General features: G+C 72.0%; 27 protein-coding genes. 17 read left to right on the top strand and 10 right to left on the bottom strand.

Annotation, left to right across the window (positions count from 1 at the left end; all coding sequences use genetic code 11):
* The first annotated feature begins 76 nt into the window (after positions 1–76).
* Both ACZ5SK_RS35870 and ACZ5SK_RS35865 read left to right on the top strand, forming a co-directional pair.
* Positions 77–511 carry a DUF7144 family membrane protein gene (locus ACZ5SK_RS35870; protein WP_334583127.1) on the top strand — a complete coding sequence of 145 codons (435 nt, stop codon included), beginning with the start codon at positions 77–79 and terminating at the stop codon, positions 509–511.
* Positions 512–526: 15 nt separating this feature from the next.
* Positions 527–1,363, top strand: coding sequence for a class II glutamine amidotransferase (locus ACZ5SK_RS35865; protein WP_334583126.1), 837 nt, complete (start codon positions 527–529; stop codon positions 1,361–1,363).
* A gap of 13 nt (positions 1,364–1,376) precedes the next feature.
* Here ACZ5SK_RS35865 and ACZ5SK_RS35860 read toward each other — a convergent pair whose 3' ends face one another.
* On the bottom strand, positions 1,377–2,180 hold the full coding sequence (locus ACZ5SK_RS35860; protein ID WP_334583125.1) for an SDR family NAD(P)-dependent oxidoreductase: 804 nt from the start codon (positions 2,178–2,180) through the stop codon (positions 1,377–1,379).
* A 114-nt stretch (positions 2,181–2,294) separates the two neighbouring features.
* Here ACZ5SK_RS35860 and ACZ5SK_RS35855 point away from each other — a divergent pair, with 114 nt between their 5' ends.
* Positions 2,295–2,912 carry a PadR family transcriptional regulator gene (locus tag ACZ5SK_RS35855; protein WP_334583124.1) on the top strand — a complete coding sequence of 206 codons (618 nt, stop codon included), beginning with the start codon at positions 2,295–2,297 and terminating at the stop codon, positions 2,910–2,912.
* An 87-nt stretch (positions 2,913–2,999) separates the two neighbouring features.
* Here ACZ5SK_RS35855 and ACZ5SK_RS35850 read toward each other — a convergent pair whose 3' ends face one another.
* Positions 3,000–3,428: a type II toxin-antitoxin system Rv0910 family toxin gene (locus ACZ5SK_RS35850; RefSeq protein WP_079663640.1), complete on the bottom strand. Its 429-nt coding sequence runs from the start codon at positions 3,426–3,428 to the stop codon at positions 3,000–3,002.
* Positions 3,429–3,922: 494 nt separating this feature from the next.
* Between ACZ5SK_RS35850 and ACZ5SK_RS35845 the strand changes: the two genes are divergently transcribed.
* From ACZ5SK_RS35845 to ACZ5SK_RS35835, 3 genes are all read left to right on the top strand, one after another.
* Positions 3,923–4,456 carry a Clp protease N-terminal domain-containing protein gene (locus tag ACZ5SK_RS35845; RefSeq protein ID WP_334583123.1) on the top strand — a complete coding sequence of 178 codons (534 nt, stop codon included), beginning with the start codon at positions 3,923–3,925 and terminating at the stop codon, positions 4,454–4,456.
* A gap of 196 nt (positions 4,457–4,652) precedes the next feature.
* Positions 4,653–5,657 (top strand): EamA family transporter, encoded by a 1,005-nt coding sequence (locus tag ACZ5SK_RS35840; protein ID WP_334583122.1) that lies wholly within the window; start codon positions 4,653–4,655, stop codon positions 5,655–5,657.
* Between the two features lie 175 nt (positions 5,658–5,832).
* Entirely contained in the window at positions 5,833–6,807 is a 975-nt protein-coding gene (locus tag ACZ5SK_RS35835) for a DMT family transporter (RefSeq protein ID WP_334583121.1), read from the top strand.
* A 96-nt stretch (positions 6,808–6,903) separates the two neighbouring features.
* Here the strand turns inward: ACZ5SK_RS35835 and ACZ5SK_RS35830 are convergent, their stop codons facing one another.
* Complete coding sequence (locus ACZ5SK_RS35830) at positions 6,904–7,536, bottom strand: FMN-binding negative transcriptional regulator (protein ID WP_334583120.1); 633 nt, start codon at positions 7,534–7,536, stop codon at positions 6,904–6,906.
* Positions 7,536–8,219 (bottom strand): pyridoxamine 5'-phosphate oxidase family protein, encoded by a 684-nt coding sequence (locus tag ACZ5SK_RS35825; protein ID WP_334583119.1) that lies wholly within the window; start codon positions 8,217–8,219, stop codon positions 7,536–7,538. Before ACZ5SK_RS35825 ends, ACZ5SK_RS35830 begins: the two co-directional genes overlap by 1 nt.
* A gap of 35 nt (positions 8,220–8,254) precedes the next feature.
* On the opposite strand from ACZ5SK_RS35825, the gene ACZ5SK_RS35820 reads away from it, so the two are divergent.
* The gene (locus ACZ5SK_RS35820; protein ID WP_334583118.1) at positions 8,255–9,589 is read left to right on the top strand and encodes an aminotransferase class I/II-fold pyridoxal phosphate-dependent enzyme; all 1,335 of its coding nucleotides are present in this window, start codon (positions 8,255–8,257) and stop codon (positions 9,587–9,589) included.
* Between the two features lie 16 nt (positions 9,590–9,605).
* On the opposite strand, the gene ACZ5SK_RS35815 is transcribed toward ACZ5SK_RS35820, so the two are convergent.
* Complete coding sequence (locus tag ACZ5SK_RS35815; RefSeq protein ID WP_334583117.1) at positions 9,606–10,574, bottom strand: DMT family transporter; 969 nt, start codon at positions 10,572–10,574, stop codon at positions 9,606–9,608.
* Between the two features lie 74 nt (positions 10,575–10,648).
* Here ACZ5SK_RS35815 and ACZ5SK_RS35810 point away from each other — a divergent pair, with 74 nt between their 5' ends.
* Complete coding sequence (locus tag ACZ5SK_RS35810; protein ID WP_334583116.1) at positions 10,649–11,551, top strand: LysR family transcriptional regulator; 903 nt, start codon at positions 10,649–10,651, stop codon at positions 11,549–11,551.
* Positions 11,552–11,579: 28 nt separating this feature from the next.
* On the opposite strand, the gene ACZ5SK_RS35805 is transcribed toward ACZ5SK_RS35810, so the two are convergent.
* A complete protein-coding gene (locus ACZ5SK_RS35805; RefSeq protein WP_319672631.1) occupies positions 11,580–12,047 on the bottom strand; it encodes a pyridoxamine 5'-phosphate oxidase family protein in 468 nt (155 codons plus the stop codon).
* Positions 12,048–12,169: 122 nt separating this feature from the next.
* Between ACZ5SK_RS35805 and ACZ5SK_RS35800 the strand changes: the two genes are divergently transcribed.
* Positions 12,170–12,796: a cysteine hydrolase family protein gene (locus ACZ5SK_RS35800; RefSeq protein WP_334583115.1), complete on the top strand. Its 627-nt coding sequence runs from the start codon at positions 12,170–12,172 to the stop codon at positions 12,794–12,796.
* Positions 12,797–12,818: 22 nt separating this feature from the next.
* Here the strand turns inward: ACZ5SK_RS35800 and ACZ5SK_RS35795 are convergent, their stop codons facing one another.
* Positions 12,819–13,328 (bottom strand): Rieske (2Fe-2S) protein, encoded by a 510-nt coding sequence (locus ACZ5SK_RS35795; RefSeq protein WP_468158704.1) that lies wholly within the window; start codon positions 13,326–13,328, stop codon positions 12,819–12,821.
* A 192-nt stretch (positions 13,329–13,520) separates the two neighbouring features.
* On the opposite strand from ACZ5SK_RS35795, the gene ACZ5SK_RS35790 reads away from it, so the two are divergent.
* The 7 genes from ACZ5SK_RS35790 (at position 13,521) to ACZ5SK_RS35760 (ending at position 19,523) form a co-directional block, all read left to right on the top strand.
* On the top strand, positions 13,521–14,276 hold the full coding sequence (locus ACZ5SK_RS35790) for a HipA family kinase (RefSeq protein ID WP_334583113.1): 756 nt from the start codon (positions 13,521–13,523) through the stop codon (positions 14,274–14,276).
* Positions 14,273–14,689, top strand: coding sequence for a DUF3037 domain-containing protein (locus ACZ5SK_RS35785; protein ID WP_334583112.1), 417 nt, complete (start codon positions 14,273–14,275; stop codon positions 14,687–14,689). Before ACZ5SK_RS35790 ends, ACZ5SK_RS35785 begins: the two co-directional genes overlap by 4 nt.
* 155 nt (positions 14,690–14,844) lie before the next feature.
* Positions 14,845–15,606, top strand: coding sequence for a 3-oxoacyl-ACP reductase FabG (gene fabG, locus ACZ5SK_RS35780; RefSeq protein ID WP_334583111.1), 762 nt, complete (start codon positions 14,845–14,847; stop codon positions 15,604–15,606).
* Between the two features lie 13 nt (positions 15,607–15,619).
* Complete coding sequence (locus tag ACZ5SK_RS35775; RefSeq protein WP_334583110.1) at positions 15,620–16,375, top strand: SDR family oxidoreductase; 756 nt, start codon at positions 15,620–15,622, stop codon at positions 16,373–16,375.
* Between the two features lie 207 nt (positions 16,376–16,582).
* On the top strand, positions 16,583–18,172 hold the full coding sequence (locus ACZ5SK_RS35770) for an ABC transporter substrate-binding protein (RefSeq protein WP_334583109.1): 1,590 nt from the start codon (positions 16,583–16,585) through the stop codon (positions 18,170–18,172).
* 78 nt (positions 18,173–18,250) lie between these two features.
* Positions 18,251–18,934: a uracil-DNA glycosylase gene (gene ung / locus ACZ5SK_RS35765; RefSeq protein ID WP_079663658.1), complete on the top strand. Its 684-nt coding sequence runs from the start codon at positions 18,251–18,253 to the stop codon at positions 18,932–18,934.
* A 124-nt stretch (positions 18,935–19,058) separates the two neighbouring features.
* Positions 19,059–19,523, top strand: a complete 465-nt coding sequence (locus ACZ5SK_RS35760) for a hypothetical protein (RefSeq protein WP_334583108.1) — start codon at positions 19,059–19,061, stop codon at positions 19,521–19,523.
* Here the strand turns inward: ACZ5SK_RS35760 and ACZ5SK_RS35755 are convergent.
* Together ACZ5SK_RS35755 and ACZ5SK_RS35750 are read right to left on the bottom strand one after the other, a co-directional pair.
* Positions 19,511–20,011: a hypothetical protein gene (locus ACZ5SK_RS35755; protein ID WP_334583107.1), complete on the bottom strand. Its 501-nt coding sequence runs from the start codon at positions 20,009–20,011 to the stop codon at positions 19,511–19,513. The two genes, ACZ5SK_RS35760 and ACZ5SK_RS35755, sit on opposite strands and share 13 nt — an antisense overlap.
* Positions 20,012–20,130: 119 nt before the next feature.
* Entirely contained in the window at positions 20,131–20,643 is a 513-nt protein-coding gene (locus ACZ5SK_RS35750) for a DinB family protein (protein ID WP_334583106.1), read from the bottom strand.
* A 228-nt stretch (positions 20,644–20,871) separates the two neighbouring features.
* Here ACZ5SK_RS35750 and ACZ5SK_RS35745 point away from each other — a divergent pair, with 228 nt between their 5' ends.
* A complete protein-coding gene (locus ACZ5SK_RS35745) occupies positions 20,872–21,783 on the top strand; it encodes a Gfo/Idh/MocA family protein (protein WP_334583105.1) in 912 nt (303 codons plus the stop codon).
* On the opposite strand, the gene lnt is transcribed toward ACZ5SK_RS35745, so the two are convergent.
* The gene (gene lnt, locus ACZ5SK_RS35740; protein WP_457495509.1) at positions 21,701–23,389 is read right to left on the bottom strand and encodes an apolipoprotein N-acyltransferase; all 1,689 of its coding nucleotides are present in this window, start codon (positions 23,387–23,389) and stop codon (positions 21,701–21,703) included. The genes ACZ5SK_RS35745 and lnt overlap by 83 nt on opposite strands.
* Positions 23,390–23,446: the final 57 nt, after the last annotated feature.

The raw sequence follows: 23,446 nt of genomic DNA, 5'->3' as shown, positions 1-23,446 counted from the left end.
GCACTCAACTCGCAACTCGCAGCACGCAACCCGCAAGAGACAACGGGCAACACCCCAACCGAATCGAGGCACCGGGATGACGACACACAGCACTCACGCGCCGTCGGTCAAGCGGCACACGGCCAAGCAGCACTGGGCCGAGGGCCTGATGGTGTTCGCGGCCGTCACACTCATGCTCTCCGGAGTGCTCGACATCTTCCGCGGCATCATGGGAATCGCCCAGGACGACATCTTCATCACGACCCGCAACTACGTCTTCCAGTACGACGTCACCGGCTGGGGCTGGGTCCACCTCGCCCTGGGCGTGGCCGCCGTGATCGTCAGCCTGGGGCTGTTCCAGGCGTCGATGTGGGCGCGGGTCGCGGGCGTGGCCATCGCCGGGCTGATCGTCATCGCCAACTTCCTGTCCCTGCCGCAGTATCCGGTCTGGTCGGTCGTGGTGATCGCCTTCTCCGTGTTCGTCATCTGGGCTCTGTGCGTGGTGAAGCCGGACACGTCCGAAGACCGCTGACCGAGAGGCTGGACGATGTGCCGTTGGCTCGCCTATTCGGGCACCCCCGTGCCGCTGGAAACGATCCTGTACCGGCCGGCGCACTCACTGATCGACCAGAGCCTGCACTCCCGGATGGGCGTCGAGACGACCAACGGTGACGGGTTCGGCGTCGGCTGGTACGGGCCGGGCATGGACACCCCCGCGGTGGTCCGGGACATCGGCCCGGCCTGGAGCAACCGCAATCTCCAGGAGATCGCCGGGCACGTCCGCTCACCGCTGTTCTTCGCCCACATCCGGGCCTCGACCGGCACGGCGGTGCAGCAGACCAACTCCCACCCGTTCCGGCACGGCCGCTGGATGTGGATGCACAACGGCGGAATCGCCGACTTCCACCGGATGCGCCGGGACCTCGCCCTCGCCGTCGACCCGGAACTCTTCCTCGACATCGAGGGGTCGACGGACTCCGAGTTGATGTTCTTCCTGGCGCTCACCTTCGGCCTGGAGGAGGATCCGCCCGGCGCCGTCGCCCGGATGGCGGGCCTGGTGGAACGCACCGGCCACGGGCACGGGGTGGAGTTCCCGCTCCAGATGACGATCGCCGTGACCGACGGGGTAGGGCTGTGGGCCTTCCGCTACTCCAGCCAGGGAGCCTCACGCTCGCTCTTCTACAGCACCCGCGTCGAGACACTCCGGGAGCTCCATCCCGACGTGGCGTTCCTGCGCGAGGTCTCCGACGAGACCCGCCTCGTCGTCTCCGAGCCCCTGGGCAACCTGCCCGGCGCCTGGAACAAGGTCCCCGAGAGCACGTACGGCGTGGTCCAGCCCGACGGGGACGACAACCTCGTCCACTTCGCCCCGCAGGCCGCGTAGGACACACGCGCGCTCAGTGCACCGAGAACCCGCCGTCGACGAAGATCGCCTGCCCGGTGACGTAGCCGGAGCCGCGGCCGGCCAGGAAGACGGCGGCTCCGGCGAAGTCCTCGGCCAGGCCGTTGCGCCCGGCCATCGTGCGCGCGGCGAGCGCCGCCACCCGCTCCGGGTCGGACGACAACCGTGCGTTGAGCGGCGTCATGACGAAGCCGGGCACCAGGGTGTTGCAGGTGACGCCGTACGGCGACCACGCTTCGGCCTGTGAGCGGGCCAGCGACTCCAGCGCCCCCTTGGAGACCCCGTAGGCGCCGCTCTGGACGAACGCCCGGTGCGCCTGCTGGGAGCTGATGTGGATGATCCGTCCGAAGCCCCGCTCGGCCATGCCGGGTCCGAAGCGTCGGCCCAGCAGGTAGGGCGCCTCCAGGTTCACCGCCATGGTGGCGTCCCACACCTCCTCGTCCAGCTCGCCCATCGGCGGCCGCAGGTTGATGCCGGCGCTGTTGACGAGGATGTCGGGCTCACCGAACGCCTCGACCGCCCGCTCCGCCGCCGCGCGCACCCCGTCGCGGGTGCTCAGGTCGGCGCTCACCCAGGCCGCCCGGCAGCCGTCCGCCGTGAGCTCGTCGACCGTGGCGGCGAGTTCCGCCTCCTTGCGTGCCACAACCACCACGCTCGCGCCCGCCCGGGCGAGGGCCCCGGCGACGGCCCGGCCGATGCCGGAACTGCCGCCGGTCACGAGGGCGACCCGGCCGTCCAGCGAGAAGAGTTGAGAGAGGTAACCGTTCGAGGCGGTGTGCGAAGTGCCGTCCGATGCCATGGCCGCACTCTAAGGGGCAGAGCCTTGCCAAGCGAACTGTTCCGATATATCGTTGACGCATCGCGACAGATCAGCGATGGAATGAACAGAGATGGCAGAAACGGAGTGATGGCCATGCGCGACCACGGATTCGACGGTGGACACCGGCGGCGCGGCGAGGGACGGCGTGCGGCCTTCGGGCCCTTCGGCCCGGGTGGTCCGGGGTTCGGTCCCGGCGGGCCCGGCGGTCCCGGTTTCGGCGGCTTCGGTCCCGGCCCCTGGGGCGGGCGAGGGCGCGGGGGGCCCAGGGGGAGGGCGCGGCGCGGTGACGTACGGGCCTCGATCCTGGCCCTGCTCAAGGACCGGCCCATGCACGGTTACGAGATGATCCAGGAGATCGCCGAGCGCAGCGGCGGGGCGTGGAAGCCCAGTCCGGGCTCGGTCTACCCGACCCTGCAGCTCCTGGAGGACGAGGGTCTGATCACCAGCGAGAGCGAAGGCGGCAAGAAGCTGTTCTCGCTCACCGAAGAGGGCCGCACGGCGTCCGAGGAGGGCCCGGAGGCTCCCTGGGAGGAGGCCACGCGCGGGGTCGACTGGGAGGCCCTCGGTGAGATCCGCCAGGCCGGCTTCGGTCTGATGGAGGCCTTCGGGCAGGTCTGGAAGACCGGCAGCAAGGAACAGCGTGAGAAGGCGCTCGCGGTCATCAACGACGCCCGCAAGAAGCTGTACCTCATCCTCGCCGACGAGGACTGACCGCCGTCGTGCGGCGACGGACGAGCGCCCCGTGGAGTTGTCCGCGGGGCGCCTTCGCGTGCCGGGTGCGCGGGGTGCGGCCCGTGGTCAGGCGACCAGGCCGTCCAGTTTGCGTAGCGACTCGTTCAGCGCGGCCGTCCCCGAGTCCTTCAGCTTGCCCGCCATCAGCGACACGGCCGCGCCGGTGAACTCGCCGTCGATGCGGACCTTCGTGGCGTCGCCGTCGGGAGTGAGGGTGTAGCGCGTGGCGACGGACACCGCCATGGGGCCCTTGCCGCGGATGACCAGCACCCGGGCCGGTTCCAGCTCCGCGACCGTCCACTCGACCTCCGCGGGGAAGCCCATCAGCTTCATGTTCTCCTGGAAGGTGGCGCCCACCTCGAGGGTCTCGGGGCCGCCCCCGGGGAAGTTGGTGTGGGTCGCGTTCCACTCCCCGTACGTCGGCCAGTCGGTGAGCTGGGCCCACACCTTCTCGGCCGGCGCCTGGATGCGTGCCTCCGCGCTGACTTCGGCCATGCGACCACCTCTTCGTATCGGACTCTGTGTCGGACCGCGTATCGGACTCTGTATCGGCCAACTCGGGCTGCGGTGTCGCGGAACGTAGCTCCACCGCCTCGAACATTCAATACTGACGAACCGTCAGAAAGCGTGGAGCTCACCCCGCCCGGCGTATCACCGCCGTGTCGAACACGTCCCACACGCGCGGGAAGGGCCCCTCGTCATGGCAGGGCCACGCCTGCCGGGACAGGTCGGCGGGCAGTGCGTCCTCCGGAGCGTAGACCCTGTACTCGGCGGTCGCGTGAGGCGGGCGGCAAGGCGGCGCGCGCCCCTGAAGGCGAAACGGCCCGATCTCATCCGTAGGGAGGAGATTCCGCCGTCCCTGCTCCGCTCTGCGTGGGACCCGAAGATGCTTCCTTCCGGGGATGACGGCGCCCTGCCGGGGCTGATGGGGTAGGGATGTGCAACCCCGCATTCCCCGGCAGTCGCCCCGCGAACAGGCGGCCCACGCCATGGACGACGATCCCCGGTTCGGCGCCGAGCCCGCGGCGGCGCTCGCCGCCGCCCGCAGACGGGCGGTCCGGGACGGGGACCGGCAGATCGACACCGCCCACGTCCTGCACTCGCTCCTGGAGCACGACCCCCGGACCCGCGCGGCCTTCGGCGGCGGACCCCAGCTCGCCCGGCTGCTCGGCTACCTCGTACAGCGCAGCATCGGCTACGGCCTGCGCTGGCAGAGCGGTGTCGAGGACTCCGGGGCGCTGCCCGTCGTGACCGTCGTCGAGGGCTTCTCTCCGCTGGCCGCGGCCGCGCTGGAGCACGCGTGCGCGCGGGCCGACCGGCGTGACGGCGCGCCGGCCCGGGGCGTCGACCTGCTCGCGGCGATCGTCGCGGATCCGCAGGCGCGGGCCGTCGAGGTCCTCACCCATGCCGGCGTCGACGTGTACGAGCTGCGCGCACGGATCGAGGACGGCCTGGCGGAGCACGAGGAGGACGGCCTGGACGGCCACGAGGCGTATGCCGGGGGCGGCGGACCCGCCTACTGAGCGGACTTCCGTTCTCCCCGCACGACCGCCCGCCTGTACGACGCCGCCTGTACGACGCCGGCTGCACGACGCCCGCCCGCCCGATCCGCCCGCCTGCCCGCTCAGGGCCCCGCCCTCCCGGTCCGGGGGTCCGGCCCGTCCAGCCGATGAGACAGGTGTCAACGGGGGTGACGCTCATGTCGTCGCCTGTCATCATGTGGCGGTGCATACGTCTGTGAGCAGTCAGGGCAACCGCGGGAAGGGCCTCGGGCTCGGTCTGGCGGTCGGGTCGGCCATCGCCTTCGGCGGATCCGGGGTCGCGGCCAAGCCGCTGATCGAGGCGGGCCTGGACCCGCTGCACGTGGTGTGGCTGCGGGTGACCGGCGCGGCCCTGGTGATGCTGCCGCTCGCCGTGCGCCATCGCACGCTGCTGCGCACCCGGCCCGCGCTGCTCGCCGGGTTCGGCCTGCTCGGCGTGGCCGGAGTGCAGGCGTTCTACTTCGCCTCGATATCCCGGATCCCGGTCGGCGTCGCGCTGCTCGTCGAGTACTTCGCGCCCGCCCTCGTGCTGGGCTGGGTGCGGTTCGTGCAGCGGCGGCCGGTGACGCGTGCCGCCGCGCTCGGGGTGGTCCTCGCGGTGGGCGGGCTGGCGTGTGTCGTCGAGGTCTGGTCGGGGCTGAGCTTCGACGCCGTGGGACTGCTGCTCGCGCTGGCCGCGGCCTGCTGCCAGGTCGGCTACTTCGTCCTGTCCGACCAGGGCAGCGATTCGGGCGACGACGCCCCCGACCCCCTCGGCGTCATCGCGTACGGCCTCCTCGTGGGCGCCGTCGTGCTGAGTGTCGTCGCCCGCCCGTGGGGCATGGACTGGGGCGTGCTCGCGCACACCGCGGGCATGAACGGCGCCGACGTCCCCGCCTGGCTGCTGCTCGCCTGGATCGTGCTGATCGCGACGGTCGTCGCGTACGTCACCGGCGTGCTCGCCGTGCGTCGGCTCTCCCCGCAGGTGGCGGGCGTGGTGGCCTGTCTGGAGGCCGTCATCGCGACCGTCCTCGCGTGGGTGCTGCTCGGCGAGCATCTCTCGGCACCGCAGATCGTCGGGGGCGCGGTGGTCCTGCTCGGCGCGTTCATCGCACAGTCGTCCGCTCCCGCCAAGGGCTCCCCGGAGCCGGTGGCCGCCGGCGGGCCCGAAAGGGAGTTGTCGGCCCGCGGCACGGCCGCCTAGGGTGCCGATCATGCCTTCGAACGCACTCGTTCTTCCGCCTCCGGCCGCCTGAGGCGGGCCCTCCTGAGCACGCCCGGCACCTGTTGCCGGGCGGGACGGTGCTGCCCGCAGAAGAAGTCCGAGGACCGCTGCCCATGCGGCGGTCCCTTCCCGACCTTCTGTGCGGAGAGAACGCGTGTCCCCCCTTTCCGGCCTTTCAGGCTCTGCTTCTGTCTCCCTGCCCGTTCGGCGGGCCCTGCTCTACTTGATCGTCGCGGGCGCCGCCTGGGGTACGGCCGGCGCCGCCGCCTCGCTGGTCTACCGGACCAGCGACCTGGGCGCCGTCGCCCTGTCGTTCTGGCGCTGCGCGGCCGGGCTGGTCGTGCTGCTGGCCGCCCGACCCCTGCTGCGCCCGCGCGCCGCGACCACCACGGCGCCCGTGCCGGCACCCGGGCCGCTGCGCCGCAGGGCACGGCGGACCACGGTCACGGGCCTGGGCCTCGCGCTCTTCCAGACGGCGTACTTCGCGGCCGTGTCCGACACCGGACTGGCCGTGGCGACGGTCGTCACCCTCGGTGCGGGGCCCGTCCTCATCGCGCTCGGCGCCCGGCTGACCCTGGGGGAGCGGCTCGGCCGCGGCGGAGTGCTCGCCGTCGCCGGGGCGCTCGCCGGACTGGGGGTGCTGTTCGCCGGCAGCGGTGGCTCGGCCGTCCATCCCCGAGGCGTGCTGCTCGCACTGCTGTCGGCGGCCGGGTACAGCGCGATGACCCTGCTCACCCGGCGCTGGGGCCGTGACGGCGACGCGGACGCCTCCGCCACCACCGTGGGGGCGTTCGCCGTCACCGCCCTGTGTCTGCTGCCGTTCGCCCTGGTCGAGGGGCTGGTGCCGCACAGCGCCGAACCCCTTCGGGTGCTGGCGCTGCTGGCCTACATCGCGGCGGTGCCCACGGCTCTCGCCTACGCCCTCTACTTCGCGGGCGCGGCCGTCGTACGGTCCGCGACCGTCTCCGTGATCATGCTCCTCGAACCGGTGAGCGCGGCGGTGCTGGCCGTCGGCCTTCTCGGCGAACGCCTCACTGCCACGACACTCACCGGCACGTTGCTGATGCTGGCCTCGGTCGCCGGCCTGGCCCTCGCGGAGACACGGGCCGCCGGTCCGGCGCAGGCCTGACGGAACCCCTCCGGGCCGGCTGCCCGCCGACGTGCCTGGCCGCCGCAGCGGCGCGGGGTGCGCGGTGCTCACGGCAACCGCCAGGCCCCCGCGCCGTCATGTCCGGCGGCGGCGCAGGAGGTGGGCGAGGGCCGCCGCGTCTCCCGGTCCGCCGCGGGCGGCCAGGCCCGTGGCGATGCGGTCCTGGGTTTCGGGCGGCCGGTGGGCCGCGTACTTGAACTTCGCTCGTACGGCGGTCACTTCGAGCCGGATGCCTCGGATGCCGGAGAGCATGCGGCCGTACGGCTCCTCGCCGACCGTGGGCCGGGCCGAGCCGCCTTCCGGCTGGAAGTGGCCCAACTGGCGTTGCAGCAGGTCGGCCTTGGCGGCCGGCTCGTCCACGATGTGCGCCGTACAGCGGAGTTGGACGGCCGTGTAGAAGCTCGTGGGGGTGCCGTGCTCGGTGGGGGCGCCCGGCGGCGCCTGCCACGGGCCGGGGACGAAGACATGATCGTCGACGACGCTCAGTGTCACCTCAGGGTTCGCCTGCAGGGCGGACCACAGGGGGTTGGGCCGGGCCAGGTGGGTGACGGCGTCGCCCGCGTCGGGGTCGTAGGCGAAGTGCAGGGGCTGGACGAAGGGGGGCTCCCCCGGCAGCCCGTTGACGGCGAGCTGGCCGAAGTCACGGGCGGACAGCCACTGTTGCCACTCGGCGTCCTCGCGAGGCGCGTCCCATGGATGGATGAGCATCACAACGCCGCGAGGTAGCCGGGGAGTTCGGTTCCGGGTGCGAGGCCGGCGTCCGCAAGGGGCGTGCCGTAGCCCTTGTGCAGCGGGAGCACGCCGGCCCAGTGGGGGAGGGCGAGGTCCTCCGGCTCGTCGTTCACGCCGCCCGTGCGGGCCTTGGCCGAGACCTCGTTCAGGTCGAGGCGGATCACCGCGGTCGCCGCCAGTTCCTTCTTGTTGGCGGGGCGTGAGTCGGCTGCCCGGCCCGGGACGACGTGGTCGACGAGGGCGTCGAGCGCCGTCAGCTTCTCCTGCGGGTCCGTGACGTCATGGGCGATGCCGTGCACCACGACCGAGCGGTAGTTGATCGAGTGGTGGAAGGCCGAGCGGGCCAGCACCAGACCGTCGACATGCGTGACCGTCAGACACACGGCCAGCCCCGGGTCCGCCTGTCCCGTCATCCGCAGCGGACGCGAGCCCGTCGAGCCGTGCACATAGAGCGTCTCGCCGACCCGGCCGTACAGCGTCGGCAGCACGACCGGCCTGCCGTCGCGGACGAAGCCGAGGTGGCAGACGTAGCCCTCGTCGAGTATCGCGTGCACCAGATCCTTGTCGTACGAGGCCCGCTCCGCGCTCCGTGTGGGGATCGTGCGGTCGGTCGGAAGGTAGGCGGCGGCCTGTGTCGTCGTCTCCGGGGACCCCTGCATGGCGCTCTCCATTGCACTAGTGCATAATTGGCTTTGTGCTAGGAGAGTATCCGATCAAAGGTCGGCGCGCAGCAGACATTTCCGCGAGCATCGAGGCGGCGGTGGGTGCGGGTGAACTGAGTCCGGGGCAACTGCTGCCCCCCATGCGGGAGTTGGCGGCAGCGCTGGAGGTGAACCCGAACACCGTCGCGGCCGCCTATCGCACCCTGCGTGAGCGCGGGGTGATCGAGACCGACGGCCGCCGGGGCAGCCGGGTGCGGGCCAAGCCCGCCACGACCGGGCGTGAGGTCATCCGGGTGGAGGTGCCGGAGGGCGTGCGGGACGCCGCGGCCGGCAATCCGGACACGGCTCTGCTGCCACCGCTGGCGCCGGCGTTCGCATGGGCCGCCGCGCAGGGCGACCGGGAGCCGGTTCTGTACGGGCACGCGCCGGTGGAACCCGAGCTCGCCCGCCTGGCACGGGCCGAGCTGGACGCGGACGGCGTGCCGGCCGGCCCCGTGGCCGTCGCCTCCGGCTCCCTGGACGCGATCGAGCGCGTCCTCGCCGCACATCTCAGGCCGGGCGACACCGTGGCCGTCGAGGATCCCGGGTGGGGCTCGCTGCTCGACCTCGTGCCGGCGCTCGGGCTGCGCACCGTGCCGGTCGGCCTCGACGACGAGGGACCGCTGCCCGACGACGTGCGCCGGGCCCTGGAGGCCGGGGCGCGCGCCCTGATCGTCACCGACCGGGCGCAGAACCCGACCGGCGCGGCGGTGAGCGCCGCACGCGCGCGTGCCCTGCGCTCCGTGCTGCGGGCACACCCGGCAACGCTGCTCGTCGAAGACGATCACGGGCATCGGATCGTCGACCTCCCCCTGCACCCCCTGGCGGGCGTCACCCGGCACTGGGCCTTCGTGCGCTCGGCCGCCAAGGCGTACGGGCCCGACCTGCGGTTCGCCGTCCTCACCGGGGACGACGTCACGCTCGACCGGGTCCGTGGGCGGCAGCGGCTGGGACCCGGCTGGGTCAGCCGGATCATCCAGCGGGCGGTGCTGCGGCTGACGGCCGACGGCGCGGTCGACGCGCGGGCGGTGGCGGCGGCGTACGGCAGCCGACGTGACGCACTGATCGCCGCCCTGGCTCGGCGGGGGGTCGAGGCGCGGGGGCGCAGTGGGATGAACGTGTGGGTTCCCGTGCCGGACGAGACGGGGGCCGTCGCCCGGTTGCTGCACGCGGGCTGGGCGGTCGCGCCCGGGGCGCGGTTCCGGATCGCGTCTCCACCGGGGATCCGGATCACGGTGTCGACGCTGACGCAGCAGGAGACCGAGGTGCTGGCGGAGGCGATCGCCTCGGCGGTCGGGTCGTCGCCGTTGCGGAACTACGCCGGGTGAGACACCTCGCCCGTGCTCACGACGTGCCCCTCGCCTGGGTCAGCGCCGCTCCTGCCAGGACTATGGCCGCTCCCACCGGGGTCGACCAGCTCAGGTGTTCGCCCAGCAGGGCGACTCCCGCCGCCGTCGCTATGACCGGGATGAAGTACGTGACCATCTGGGCCGTCGTCGGGCCGACCTCCGCGACCAGGCCGTACTGGACCAGGAGGGCGAGGCCCGTGCCGAGCGCGCCCAGGGCGGCCGTCGCGAGCAGGGGGACGACGGGGAAGCGGGTCGGGAAGGTGGTGAACAGCGGGGTGACCACGGCCAGTTGGAGGGTGGCCAGGAACAGTTGCGCGCCGGTCATCGACAGGGCCGAGGAGCCGGTGTGCGCCAGGGTGCGGCGGAGGTAGATCCAGCCGATCGGGTAGCTGAGCGAGGCCAGCAGGGCCAGGGTCGTGCCCCGCGCGTCCAGGCCGTGGAAGCCCTGCCAGGCGCCCAGCACCGTGAGGACGCCGAGGAAGCCGAGGCCCAGGCCCGCGACGCGCAGCCGGGTCGGCCGGTCCTCCGACAGGGCCACCAGGGACAGGGCCATGCCCCACAGCGGTGAGGTCGCGTTGCAGATGCCGGCGAGGGTGGACGGGATCGTCAGCTCCGCGTAGGCGAACAGGGAGAAGGGCAGGGCGTTGAGGAGGAACGCGGACACGGTCAGATGCGCCCAGGTGCGCGCGTCGCGCGGGAGCCGATCCCGCTTGACCGCCATCGCGGCCGCCAGCACCGTCGTACCGAACAGCAGCCGGCCCAGGGTGACCTGGAAGGGGGCGTAACCCTCGGTGCCCACCTTGATCAGCAGGAAGCTGAAACCCCAGATCAGCGACAGCGCGCCGAAACGCAGGCGCCAGTCGAGGGCGCGTCGGGGGTGGGTGGGGGCTCCCGCCGGCGTGGGGACTTCGCAGGCTTCGGGGGAGGACGAGCGCGGGTCGGCCGGGGGCGTGGCGGTGGTCATGGGGTCAAGGGTGCCGAGCCTTACCGCGTAGCACAATCGAGAATTTTCGAGCGGTACCTCGTAGCATTGCTTACATGTTGAACCTGGAGCGCCTGCGCACCCTCGACGCCCTCGCCCGGCACGGATCGGTCAGCGGGGCCGCCATGGGCCTGCACATCACCACGTCGGCCGTCTCGCAGCAGCTGGCGAAGCTGGAGCGGGAGGTCGGGCAGCAGCTGCTCGCCAAGCGCGGGCGGGGGGTGCGGCTGACGGACGCGGGGCGGCTGCTCGCCGAGCACGCGAGCCGGATCCTGTCGCAGGTCGAGCTCGCACAGGCCGATCTGGAGGCTCAACGCGGGCAGGTGGTGGGGGAGTTGAGGCTGTCCGCGTTCCCGACGGCGGCGCGCGGGCTGTTTCCCCTCGCGCTCGCAGAGCTGCGCAAGGCGCACCCGGGGCTGCGGCTGCGCTCGTGCGAGCTGGAGCCGGAGCACGGCATCGCCGGCGTCGTGCGCGGCGACCTCGACCTCGCCGTCGTCCTGGACTGGTACAACAAGCCGATGCCGATTCCGGACGGGCTGGTCAAGGCGCCCATCCTCGACGACCCCGCCGAGGTCGCGATGCCGGCCGGGCATCCGCTCGCCGGCCGGGACGAGGTGGACCTCGGGGAGTTCGCCGAGGACGAGTGGATCACCTGGGGCGAGGGCGAGTTCTGCCACGAGTGGCTGATGTTCACCCTGCGCTCGCGGGGCATCGAACCGATCGTCGGCCATCGCGCGGCCGAGACGCACACCCAACTCGGGCTGGTGGCCGCTGGGTTGGGGGTGTGCATCGCCCCCCGGCTCGGACGCCACCCGATGCCCGAGGGGGTCGTGACGGTCTCGCTGCGGCAGCGGGTGCGCCGGCATGTGTACGTGGTCTGGCGGGCGGACGCCGACCGCCGCCCGTCGATCCGGGCGGCGGTCGAGGCGCTCAAGGCGGCGGGGGAGTCCATGAGTTGAGCCGGGCCGATCGGTTCTGTGCCCCGCCCTACGCGCCGCCCAGCTTGCGGAAGTCCCAGGACACGATCTTCTCCGGCTTCAGCCGCACCCACGCGTGCCGCCCGTCGTGCGGCATCGCGTCCAGGCCGAAGTTCTTGCGCGCGAACAGCGTCTCCACCGCGTCGAGTTCCGCGCACAGCTGCCCGGTGCGCGGGATCTCGCCCACGAACTCCACGGCGCCGGACAGCTCGACGCCCCGCAACGCGTCGTACTCCTCGCCCGTGTCGATCACGATCGCGACCCGGGGATCGCGGCGCAGGTCCGTCCAGCGCTTGCTGCGCACGACCGAGTACAGCCACAGCGCGGTGCCGTCCCAGAGGAACCACAGGGCGCTGACGTGCGGGGCGCCGTCGGTGGACACGGTCGCGACGCGGCAGGTGCGGTGGACGGTGAGGAACGCGTCCAGCTCGCCCGGCGTCATCATGATCTTCCGGCCCCGGCGCTGAGTGACGGTCATCCGGCCCCCCATTTCTTGTGCTGTCTTGAAATTTGACGTTGCGTCAGAAAAGGATGGTTCTTCTTCCTTCTCCCTGCAACGGTGACTAGTGTCGCCCGCCCACAGCGACTTCAGGAGGAGCCGTGTCCTCGTACGACGTGCTCAGCGAGCTCCTCGACCCCGCGAGCACCGTCCTGCTCACGGTGGAGTGCCAGCAGGGAGTCGTCGGACCGGACGCCGCGCTTCCCGAACTCGCCCGCGAGGCACGGCAGTCGGGCGTCCTCGACCGTATCGCCCGGCTGGTCGACGCCGCCCACGACAGCGGCGTCCAGGTGATCCACGCCATCGCCGAACGCCGCCCCGACGGCCGGGGCGCCGCCCGCAACGCCCGACTGTTCCGCGCCGCCGAACGGCTGCCCGTCCAGCAGCTCACCGGCACCGCCGCCGTCCGCGTCGCGCCGCCGATCCAGGTCGCCGAGGCCGATCTCGTCGTACGGCGGCTGCACGGACTGTCCCCCATCCAGGGCACCGACGTGGACCCCCTGCTGCGCAACCTGGGCTGCCGCACGCTCGTCGTCACCGGGGTCTCGGCCAACGTGGCGATCCCCAACACCGTCTTCGACGCCGTCAACCGGGGCTACACGGCCGTGGTGCCCTCGGACGCCGTCGCGGGGGTGCCGGCCGACTACACCCCCGCGATGATCCGCCACACCCTCGCCCTGGTCGCCACGGTCGCGACCACGGACGAGGTGCTGGCCTGCCTCCGGTGAACCCTGTGAAGCGGACCGGGCGTCAGGCCAGGGTGATCGAGTCGCCGCTGACGTTGATCTTGACCTCGGGCAGCGGCTTCTGAGCGGGCCCGCTTTTCACGCTGCCGTCCGCGATCGAGAAGTTGCTGTTGTGGCAGGGGCAGTTGATCACGCCGTCGGAGATGGACTTCACCGCGCAGCCCTGGTGGGTGCACACGGCGGAGAACGCCTTGTACGTGCCCGCCGTCGGCTGGACGACGACCACCTTCTCGGACGCGAAGACCTTGCCGCCGCCCTCGGGTATGTCGGCCGTCTTGGTGAGCGCGGCGCCGGCCCCGGCGTTGCCGCCGCCCGTGCCGCCCGTGCCGCCGGTGCTCGCGGCTGCGGTGGAGCCGGTGGAACCCGAGGCGCCGGCCGACGACGACGAACTCGACGAGTCGTCGTCGGAGCCTCCGCACGCGGTCAGCGCGACGGAGAGCCCCGCGGCTCCGGCGGCTGCCACGACGGTACGGCGGGCAGGCCCCGACGCGGACTTGATCGATGCGCTGGTCATGCTGGGGGTTCCCTTCCAGGGGGGTCGCGTGGATCTGCCGAGAGGTACGAGCCGCGGGCACCGCTTGTTCAGCGCCCGCGCCAAGTCCGGACAGTGTCGAGATCTTGACCCGTTCGGCATGAGCGCGGCGTAAGCCAGAGCTGTCGCCAAGCTGTCGACCGTGCATCGCCGCAGGCCCAGTAACCTGGGGCGATGCTCAAGGAAGTCACCGCGACCCGCTATGTCACCCCCCTGCGTGAGGGCGGCTCCTTGCCAGGACTCGTCGAGGCCGACGACTTCGGTATGTACGTCATGAAGTTCACCGGCGCCGGCCAGGGCCGCAAGACGCTCGTCGCGGAGGTCGTCTGCGGCGAACTCGCCCGCAGGCTCGGCTTCCGGGTGCCCCGGCTGGTGACCGTCGAGCTCGACGTCCTGCTGGGCCTCGGCGAACCCGACCAGCAGGTCCAGGAGCTGCTGAAGTCCAGCGGCGGCACCAACCTCGGCATGGACTTCCTCTCCGGCGCCCTCGGCTTCGACCCGCTCGCGTTCCCGGTGAGCACCGAGGAGGCCGGCCGGATCGTCTTCTTCGACGCGCTGGTGAACAACGTCGACCGGTCCTGGCGCAACCCCAACCTCCTGGTGCACCGCGGTGAGCTGGTCCTCATCGACCACGGCGCCACCATGATCTGGCAGCACAACTGGCCCACCGCCGAGACCTCCGCGGCCCGCCCCTACGACGCCTCCGATCACGCGCTCGCCCCCTTCGGGCCGGACGTCCAGGCCGCGGCGGCGGAGCTGGCCCCGCAGATCACCGCAGACCTCCTCGCCGAGGTGACCGCCGAGATTCCCGACGTCTGGCTGACGGGCGAACCCGGCTTCGACACCCCGGACGCGCTCCGGCGCGCCTACGCGGCACCGCTCCTCGCGCGCGCCGCCGTCATCCACGACCGCATCAAGGGGACCGAGTGACCGAGCGCCACATCATCAGGCCGGGCCAGGGCGGCGACCGGGACGTCTTCGAGTACGCCCTGCTGCGCGTCGTCCCACGGGTCGAGCGCGGCGAGTGCATCAACGCGGGGGTGCTGGTCTACTGCCGCGGCCAGGACTACGTCGGCGCCCGCACCCACCTCGACGAGGCGAAGCTGCTGGCGCTGGACCCGGAGGCGGACGTGGCCGGGGTGCGGGCCGCCCTGCGGGCGGTCGAGGGCGTGTGCGCGGGCGGCGCGTCGGCCGGGCAGGCGGCGGTCGACGACGCCGGCCGCCGCTTCCGCTGGCTGATCGCGCCACGCTCGACGATCGTCCAGCCGGGCCCGGTGCACACGGGGCTGACCGCCGATCCGGCCGCCGAGACGGAGCGGCTGCTGGACCTGCTGGTGAGGTAATCGATCACACCGGCGACGTGTGGCGTTGACACCGGGTGCCAGGGCTTCTAGCGTCACGTCTGCCGAAGGTACTAAGCGGTCGCTCACCAGTCGGGCGCATCGAGCGCCCACCCCCCGGGCGCAACAGGCTTTCTCAAGGGCGAGGAGAACCAGCAATGTCCACCACTGAGCAGCGGGTCGCCGTGGTCACGGGCGCGGCGCGCGGCATCGGAGCCGCCACCGCCGTACGACTGGCCGCGGAGGGCCGCGCGGTCGCGGTCGTCGACCTCGACGAGGCCGCCTGCAAGGACACCGTGGAGAAGATCACCGCGGCGGGCGGCCGGGCGATCGCGGTCGGCGCGGACGTCTCCGACGAGGCGCAGGTCGAGGCGGCGATCGCCCGCGTCGTCGCGGAACTCGGCGCGCCGACGATCCTCGTCAACAACGCGGGCGTGCTCCGCGACAACCTGCTGTTCAAGATGAGCGCCTCGGACTGGGACACGGTCCTGAACGTGCACCTGCGCGGCTCGTTCCTGATGACCAAGGCCGTTCAGAAGCACATGGTCGACGCCGGCTTCGGCCGTGTCGTCAACCTGTCCTCCTCCTCGGCGCTCGGCAACCGCGGCCAGGCCAACTACTCCGCCGCCAAGGCCGGTCTGCAGGGCTTCACCAAGACCCTCGCCATCGAACTCGGCAAGTTCGGCATCACCGCCAACGCCGTCGCCCCCGGCTTCATCGCCACCGACATGACCGCCGCCACCGCCGCCCGGGTCGGCATGGGCTTCGAGGAGTTCAAGGCCGCGGCCGCCACCCAGATCCCCGTCGCGCGCGTCGGCGAGCCCGACGACATCGCCAACGCGATCGCCTTCTTCACCGACGAGGCCGCAGGCTTCGTCTCCGGCCAGGTGCTGTACGTGGCCGGCGGACCGCTCGACTAGGGAACCGGGAATCATGACTGTGGAACTCTCCGGCAAGGTCGCCCTCGTCACGGGCGCCAGCCGCGGCATCGGTTACGGCGTCGCCGAGGCCCTCGTCGCCCGTGGCGACCGGGTCTGCATCACCGGCCGCAACGAGGACGCCCTCAAGGAGGCCGTCGAACAGCTCGGCGCCGACCGGGTCATCGGCGTCGCCGGCAAGGCCCACGACCTGGCGCACCAGGCCGCCGCCGTCGAGCGCACCATGGAGGCCTTCGGCCGCGTCGACTTCCTGGTCAACAACGCCGGTACGAACCCGGTGTTCGGCCCGATCGCCGATCTCGACCTGGACGTGGCCCGCAAGGTCTTCGAGACCAACGTGGTCTCCGCGCTCGGCTTCGCACAGAAGACCTGGCACGCCTGGCAGAAGGACAACGGCGGCGCGATCGTCAACATCTCCTCCGTCGCGGGGCTCTCGGCGTCGCCCTTCATCGGCGCGTACGGCATCAGCAAGGCCGCGATGATCAACCTGACCCAGCAGCTGGCGCACGAGTTCGCGCCGCGGGTGCGGGTCAACGCGATCGCCCCGGCCGTGGTGAAGACCAAGTTCGCCCAGGCGCTGTACGAGGGCCGCGAGGAGGAGGCGGCCGCCGCCTACCCGCTGGCCCGGCTCGGCGTGCCCTCCGACATCGGCGGCACCGCCGCGTTCCTCACCTCGGAGCAGTCGGACTGGATCACCGGCCAGACCCTCGTCGTCGACGGCGGCATCTTCCTGAACGCCGGCGTGGCGTAGGGCCAACCCCCTTCACGCGAGCACGGGCGTCGTTTCCCTGACCGGAACGGCGCCCGTGTCGTCGTAAAAGACGACATGTGCGCGTCGTGCACGGGGATGACAACGTCGTCATACCCAGAGTGATCAAGAACGCTCCACAGGCGCTGGTTCACGCCATCTTTCGCTGCGGTATGGTCTGCCAACCCTTGGCATGGCAGATCGAGGAGCGTGCGCGTGTTCAACCGGAACCGATCCTTGCAGCAGATGGCGGCGATCGTGTCCATATCCCTGGTGGCCGGGTGCAGCCTCCTGGGGGAGGAGAGCTCCGACGACGCCAAGCCGATCGTCGTGGGCACCACCAGCGCGCCCAGCACGCTGGACCCGGCCGCCGCCTGGGACGGCTCCTGGGAGCTGTTCCGCAACATCTACCAGACCCTGCTGAGCTACCCCAACGGGGCGACGGATCCCCAGCCGGACGCCGCCAAGTCCTGCGTGTTCACCGACAGCTCGAACCGCACCTACAAGTGCGAACTGCGCGACGGCCTGAAGTTCTCCAACGGGGACAAGCTGGACGCCAAGGCCGTGAAGTACTCGATCGACCGGATCAGGACGATCAACGCGATCACCGGTCCCAACGGACTGCTGGGCAGCCTCGCCGGCGTGGAGACCAACGGTGAGCACGAGGTGATCTTCCGGCTCAACAAGGCCGACGCCACCTTCCCCTTCGTCCTCGCCACCCCCGGCATGTCCCTGGTCGACCCCGACGACTACCCCGCGAGATCCCTGCGCAAGGACGACGGCATCGTCGGCTCCGGGCCGTACCGGCTGCGCTCCTACGAGGAGGGCAAGCAGGCCGTCCTCGTGCGCAACGACAACTACAAGGGCTTCGCCGACCGCAAGAACGACGCGGTGACCATCCGCTACTTCCAGGACTCCGGCGAGATGGTCAAGGCCCTGCGCGCCAAGGACATCGACATCACCTACCAGGGGCTCGCCGCCGACGACGTCGTCGACCTGGAGGGCAAGGGCGCCGCCAACGAGGGCCTGCAGCTCATCGAGGCCGCCGGCAGCAACATCAACTACCTGGTGTTCAACCCCAAGGACCCGGTGTCGAACAAGCTCGCCGTGCGCCGGGCCGTCGCCCAGGTCGTCGACCGCGCTGCGATCGCCCACAAGATCTACAAGGACACCGTCGACCCGCTGTACTCCATGGTCCCGTCCGGCCTGACCGGCCACACCACCGCATTCTTCGACGTCTTCGGCGACCCTGACGCCAAGAAGGCCCGCAAGATCCTCAGCGACGCCGACATCAAGACGCCCGTCCCGCTGACCCTCTGGTACACCACCGACCGCTACGGCTCCGACACCGGCCTGGAGTTCAAGGAGCTCAAGAGCCAGCTGGACGCCTCGGGCCTGTTCTCCGTCACCCTCAAGAGCCGCCCCTGGAACGCCTACGTCAAGGGCTACCAGAACGGCGAGTACCCGGTGTTCGGGCGCGGCTGGGCCCCCGACTTCCCCGACGCCGACAACTTCATCGCCCCCTTCGTCGGCGAGCAGAACGCCCTCGGCACGCCGTACCCGGACAAGCGGATCACCCAGGTGCTGCTGCCGCACTCCCGTCAGCAGAGCGACCGCGCCAACGTGACCAAGGACTTCGAGGAGGCCCAGCAGATCCTCGTCGACGACGCCCGGCTGCTGCCGCTGTGGCAGGGCAAGCAGTACATCGCCTCCTCCGAGGACGTCTCGGGCGGAGAACGCTCCCTGGACCCGTCGACGATCATGATGGTGTGGGAGCTGTCCCGCAAAACCAGCTGGTGAGCGGTCGGCCGCGTCGATTGTCAGTGGTCGCCTGTAGGTTCTGTCATCTGAAGCGACCGCACATCAAAGGACGTTGACGTGACCGACATCGCCATGCTGCCCGAGTCCTGGCGCGGGGTTCTGGGCGACGAACTGCAGCAGCCCTACTTCAAGGAGCTGACGGAGTTCGTCGAGGAGGAGAGGGCGAAGGGCCCCGTCTACCCTCCGCGCGAGGAGGTGTTCGCCGCACTCGACGCGACGCCGTACGAGCGGGTGAAGGTGCTCGTCCTCGGCCAGGACCCGTACCACGGCGAGGGCCAGGGGCACGGCCTGTGCTTCTCGGTGCGGCCCGGGGTGAAGATCCCGCCCTCCCTGCGCAACATCTACAAGGAGATGCACGCGGAGCTGGGCACGCCCATCCCGGACAACGGCTACCTGATGCCGTGGGCGCAGCAGGGCGTCCTGCTGCTCAACGCGGTCCTCACGGTCCGCTCCGGGGAGGCGAACTCGCACAAGGGCAAGGGCTGGGAGAAGTTCACGGACGCGGTGATCCGCGCCGTGGCCGACCGGCCCGACCCGGCCGTGTTCGTGCTGTGGGGCAACTACGCGCAGAAGAAGCTCCCGCTCATCGACGAGAGCAGGCACATCGTGGTCAAGGGCGCGCACCCCTCCCCGCTGTCGGCGAAGAAGTTCTTCGGCTCCCGCCCGTTCACGCAGATCGACGCGGCCGTCGCACAGCAGGGCCACGAGCCGATCGACTGGACCATCCCGAACCTGGTCTGAGACCGCTGCCGCCGGGCCGGTCCCTCCGCGGGCCGGACCGGTGCCGCCTGACCGGGATTGCCCTCGGCTGCCGTTAGCGTCGTCCCGAGGACGCGGCGTCGTCCCGGGACGCAAGGAGGACGCGGTGGCGGAGCGACAGGGGCAGACGACACCGGACGCCCTGCTGACGCGCATCGGGCAGGTCGTGATGCTGCACCACGGGGGAGACCGCGAGGAGGCCCGGCACCGCCTCCTCGACCTGTGGACGGAGCTCGGCGAGGACGGCGACCCCCTGCACCGCTGCACCCTCGCCCACTACCTGGCCGACACCCACGACGACCCCTCGGACGAGCTGGCCTGGGACCTGCGGGCGCTGACGGCGGCGGAGGAGCACGAGGGGTCGGTCGAGGCCCGGGCGCTCTATCCGTCGCTGCATCTCAACCTGGCCGCGGACTATGTGAAACTCGGCCGCGCCGAGGCCGCCCGCACCCATGTGCGCCGGGCCCGCACGGCGGCCTCGGCACTGCGCGACGACAGCTACGGCGACGGCGTACGGGCGGCGATCAGCAGGCTGGAACTACAGCTGGGGGAGGGGCCTCACCGCCCGTAGGTCTGTGCGCAGATCGCCGCTTCCGGGCTGTTCCGCTGCCAGCCGCCGTACTTCCTGCCGAGCGCACACACATCGGTGTTCCCGCGCGCCTCCTGCACCCCGTCCGGGATCTCCACGCGCGGCCGTGCGCGCCGCCGGGGCTCGATGGGGGCCGGCCGGGGGTGGTGCGGACGGGAACGGGACGAGGGCGCCTGCGCGACCGGCGCCGGTACCAGCCCCGGCGCGGCCGCCGGCCGCCGACGCTGCGCCGGCACCGTGGGCCGCGGCTTCGGGGACGGTCCGACGAGCGCCAGCGCCTCCCGGGCCGGAGCCTGCACGACCTGCGTCCTGGGCTGCCCCTCCGGCCGCGGCACGGACGGCGAGGAGGGCGGGGACGGCGCCACGGCGGGTCCGGGCGCGGGCGGACGCTGGATCGTCACGCACCCGGCGAGGGCCGAGAAGGCCATGGTGACCAGGAGCGTCGCGGTGGTCGTCGTCGTTCGATGCACCCGCGCCACTTTGGCGGTCGCGGCCGCCCGCGCGACGGCCGACGAGGGAAGGTTGCCCCGCACGGGTGATCTCGCACCCCGTACGAGGGGACGGGGTCGGTCGGGTTGACGTGAGGGTGCTAGTCGCCGGTCGCGCCGTCGACGCGCTCGCGGATCAGGTCGGCGTGGCCGTTGTGCCGGGCGTACTCCTCGATCATGTGGGTGTAGATCCAGCGCAGGCTGAACGGCTCGTCGGTGAACCTGCTCCGGCCGCGCGAGAGTTCGTCCAGGGCGAAGCCGGCCGCGTGCCGCCGGGCGACCTCGATCTCGGCCTGCCAGGCGGCGTGGGCCTGCGCCCAGGTGTCCTGCTCGGTGAGGTGGAACTCGCCGTCCGGGTCCTCGTCGCTGTAGTAGATCGGCGCCGCGCCGTCCCCGACCAGCACCCTGCGGAACCAACTGCGCTCCACCTCCGCCATGTGCCGCACCAGGCCCATCAGGGACAGCTTGGACGGCGGCACCGAGGCGGTGCGCAACTGGACGTCGGTGAGGCCCTCGCACTTCGCTGCCAAGGTCTGCCGGTGGTAGTCCAGCCACCCCTCCAACATGGTGCGTTCGTCGGCGTTCTGGGCGGGCCCGGTGCGCTGCGTCGTCATCCCCGCATGGTCACCCCGGCCGGCCCGCCGCCACCAGCGATTTTCCGCTGCCGCGCGCTGCCGCGCGCTGCCGCGCGCTGCCGCGCCTGCCGGGCCTGCCGCGGTGGCGAGGAGGGGCCGTATGCTGCCGTGCAGGTACGCACAGGTACGTACAGGCACGCGCAGGTGAGTCGGGCAGTGACAGGCGAGTAGCCCGCGACCTGCGGGGCAGGCAGTGAGGGAGCGCTCGTGAAGGTCGGCTGCATCGGGCTCGGTGACATCGCGCAGAAGGCGTATCTGCCGGTGCTCGGCGCGCTGCCCGGGATCGAGCTCCACCTGCAGACCCGCACCCCGGCCACCCTCGACCGGGTCGCCGACACCCTGCGCCTGTCCCGCGAGCAGCGCCACCGCGACCTCGACGCGCTTCTCGCCGTCGGACTGGACGCGGCCTTCGTGCACGCGCCCACCGCCGCCCACCCCGGGATCGTCACCCGGCTGCTGGAGGCGGGCGTCCCCACGTACGTCGACAAGCCCCTCGCCTACGAACTCGCCGACTCCGAGCGGCTCGTGAGGCTCGCGGAAACGCGGAACACTTCCCTCGCCGTCGGCTTCAACCGGCGGCTCGCGCCCGGCTACGCGCAGTGCGCCGACCATCCACGCGAGCTGATCCTCCTGCAGAAGAACCGGATCGGGCTGCCCGAGGAACCTCGCACGATGATCCTCGACGACTTCATCCACGTCGTCGACACCCTGCGCTTCCTCGTGCCCGGCCCGGTCGACGACGTGACCGTGCGCGCCCGCGTCGAGGACGGACTGCTGCACCACGTCGTCCTCCAGCTCGCCGGAGACGGCTTCACCGCGCTCGGCGTGATGAACCGGCTCAGCGGTTCGAACGAGGAGATCCTGGAGGTGTCCGGGCAGGACACCAAGCGCCAGGTCGTCAACCTCGCCGAAGTGATCGACCACAAGGGGCAGCCGACCGTGCGGCGGCGCGGCGACTGGGTGCCGGTGGCCCGCCAGCGCGGCATCGAGCAGGCGGTCCTCGCCTTCCTCGACGCCGTACGTGCGGGAAAGGTGCTCAGCGCCCGGGATGCGCTGGCGACTCACGAACTCTGCGAGCGGGTGATCCGAGCGGTGCGGGACCGCTCCGCCGCAGCCTGACCGCCCGCGCCCCCTCCGTGACCCCGAGGGCCGCGAGCACCAACAGGGCCAGGTGGACCGGCCAGTCCCCGTAGCGGACGTACGGGGTGACGCCGTCGGCGAGCGGGACGTCGTAGACGGCCGTCGTGCTCGCCTCCGTGCCCAGCCACGAGCCGAGACGGCGGCCGCTCGCGTCGTACACGGCGGAGACGCCGGTGAGGGTGGCGTGCACGAACGGCCGCCCGGTCTCCGCGGCGCGCAGCGCGCCCAGCGAGGCGTGCTGCGCGGGCGCCCAGCTCTGCTGGAAGGTGGAGGTCGAGGACTGGGCGACCAGCAGGTCCACGCCGTCCTCGGCGAGGTGCCGGCTCATGTCGGGGAAGGCCGTCTCGAAGCACACCATCGGCCCGATGCGCAGGCCAGGCGCGGCGTTCATCACGACCTGGTCGGTGCCGCGCCGCCGGTCCTCGCCGGCCGCCTTGCCGACGGAGGTCGCCCAGCCGAGCAGGGAACGGGCCGGTATGTACTCGCCGAAGGGCACCAGCCGCATCTTGTCGTACCGGTCGCCGGTCGGGCCGTCCGGGCCGACCAGGATCGAGCTCTTGTAGATGCCGGGCCGGTCGGAGCGGCGGGCGTCGACGTTGACGAGGATGTCGGCGCCGGTCGACCGGGACAACGCCGCGATCCGCCTGGCCAGATCCGGCCGCTCGGCGAGGTCGTACCCGACGCTGCTCTCGCCCCAGACGACCAGATCGACGTCCTGCCCGACCAGCCGGCGGGTCAACTGCTCCTCGCGGTCGAAGCGCCGGTCGGGGCCGTCGATCACACCCGGCTGCACCACCGCGATCCGGGCCCGCCCGTCGACGTCGGGGCGCGGCGCCCACATCCACGCGGCCGAGGCCGTGGCGGCGGTGGCGACGAGACCGGCGACGGCGGGCACCCGGGACGCCGGAACGGCGACGAGGACGGCGACGGCGACGTTCACCGCCACCACCAGGAAGCTGAGCAGCCACACCCCGCCGACGGAGGCGAGCCGCAACGCGGGCTCCACCTGCCACTGGCTGGCCCCGAGCATGCCCCAGGGCCCGCCGAGCCCCTGCCAGGAACGGACGAGTTCCACGGCCAGCCACGCCGAGGGCAGCACGAGAAGCGCGGCGAACAGCCGCCCGCGGGACGGGGCGGTGCTCTCGGCGCCTCCGGTGCTCCCGGCGCCTCCGGTGCTTCCGGCGCCTCCGGTGCTTCCGGCGTCTCCGGTGCTTCCGGTACCTCCGGTGCCTCTGGTGTCGTCGGCGAGGAACCGGCGGACCAGCCACGCCCACGGCGCCCACAGCGCACCCAGCAGCGCGGCGAGGACGAGCGTGAACACATGCAGGCTCGGCAGCAGCCAGTGATGCATGGCCAGCATGAAGCCGAACCCGCCGCTCCAGCCGTCGTACGCCGCCCGCCTCGCCGTGGGCGCGCAGCGGGCCAGCAGGATCCAGGGAACCAGCGCGACATAGGCCCACCACCACAGCGCCGGCGCCGGGAACGCGAGCACGGGCAGCGCGCCCGCGAGAGCGGCGACGGCCGAACGCCGCCTGGGGGAGGTGAGCCAGTGGCCGAGCGTCATCCGGCTCTCCCGGATCTCCATGAGGCGCCTCCCTGCCCGCTGGGTGCCTCCAGTGTGCGCGCCCCGGACGATCTACGA

Source organism: Streptomyces sp. NPDC031474 (assembly GCF_055581185.1).
Note: the sequence above shows the minus strand (reverse complement) of the source record. Positions and strands in the feature narration are given on the sequence as shown.

Bases quoted from the DNA above. Each gene is read 5' to 3' on its own strand.
- ACZ5SK_RS35870 (WP_334583127.1), top strand. From the start codon at position 77: ATGACGACACACAGCACTCACGCGCCGTCGGTCAAGCGGCACACGGCC.
- ACZ5SK_RS35865 (WP_334583126.1), top strand. From the start codon at position 527: ATGTGCCGTTGGCTCGCCTATTCGGGCACCCCCGTGCCGCTGGAAACG.
- ACZ5SK_RS35860 (WP_334583125.1), bottom strand. From the start codon at position 2,180: ATGGCATCGGACGGCACTTCGCACACCGCCTCGAACGGTTACCTCTCT.
- ACZ5SK_RS35855 (WP_334583124.1), top strand. From the start codon at position 2,295: ATGCGCGACCACGGATTCGACGGTGGACACCGGCGGCGCGGCGAGGGA.
- ACZ5SK_RS35850 (WP_079663640.1), bottom strand. From the start codon at position 3,428: ATGGCCGAAGTCAGCGCGGAGGCACGCATCCAGGCGCCGGCCGAGAAG.
- ACZ5SK_RS35845 (WP_334583123.1), top strand. From the start codon at position 3,923: ATGGACGACGATCCCCGGTTCGGCGCCGAGCCCGCGGCGGCGCTCGCC.
- ACZ5SK_RS35830 (WP_334583120.1), bottom strand. From the start codon at position 7,536: ATGCTCATCCATCCATGGGACGCGCCTCGCGAGGACGCCGAGTGGCAA.
- ACZ5SK_RS35825 (WP_334583119.1), bottom strand. From the start codon at position 8,219: ATGCAGGGGTCCCCGGAGACGACGACACAGGCCGCCGCCTACCTTCCG.
- ACZ5SK_RS35815 (WP_334583117.1), bottom strand. From the start codon at position 10,574: ATGACCACCGCCACGCCCCCGGCCGACCCGCGCTCGTCCTCCCCCGAA.
- ACZ5SK_RS35810 (WP_334583116.1), top strand. From the start codon at position 10,649: ATGTTGAACCTGGAGCGCCTGCGCACCCTCGACGCCCTCGCCCGGCAC.
- ACZ5SK_RS35805 (WP_319672631.1), bottom strand. From the start codon at position 12,047: ATGACCGTCACTCAGCGCCGGGGCCGGAAGATCATGATGACGCCGGGC.
- ACZ5SK_RS35795 (WP_468158704.1), bottom strand. From the start codon at position 13,328: ATGACCAGCGCATCGATCAAGTCCGCGTCGGGGCCTGCCCGCCGTACC.
- ACZ5SK_RS35790 (WP_334583113.1), top strand. From the start codon at position 13,521: ATGCTCAAGGAAGTCACCGCGACCCGCTATGTCACCCCCCTGCGTGAG.
- fabG (WP_334583111.1), top strand. From the start codon at position 14,845: ATGTCCACCACTGAGCAGCGGGTCGCCGTGGTCACGGGCGCGGCGCGC.
- ACZ5SK_RS35775 (WP_334583110.1), top strand. From the start codon at position 15,620: ATGACTGTGGAACTCTCCGGCAAGGTCGCCCTCGTCACGGGCGCCAGC.
- ACZ5SK_RS35750 (WP_334583106.1), bottom strand. From the start codon at position 20,643: ATGACGACGCAGCGCACCGGGCCCGCCCAGAACGCCGACGAACGCACC.
- lnt (WP_457495509.1), bottom strand. From the start codon at position 23,389: ATGGAGATCCGGGAGAGCCGGATGACGCTCGGCCACTGGCTCACCTCC.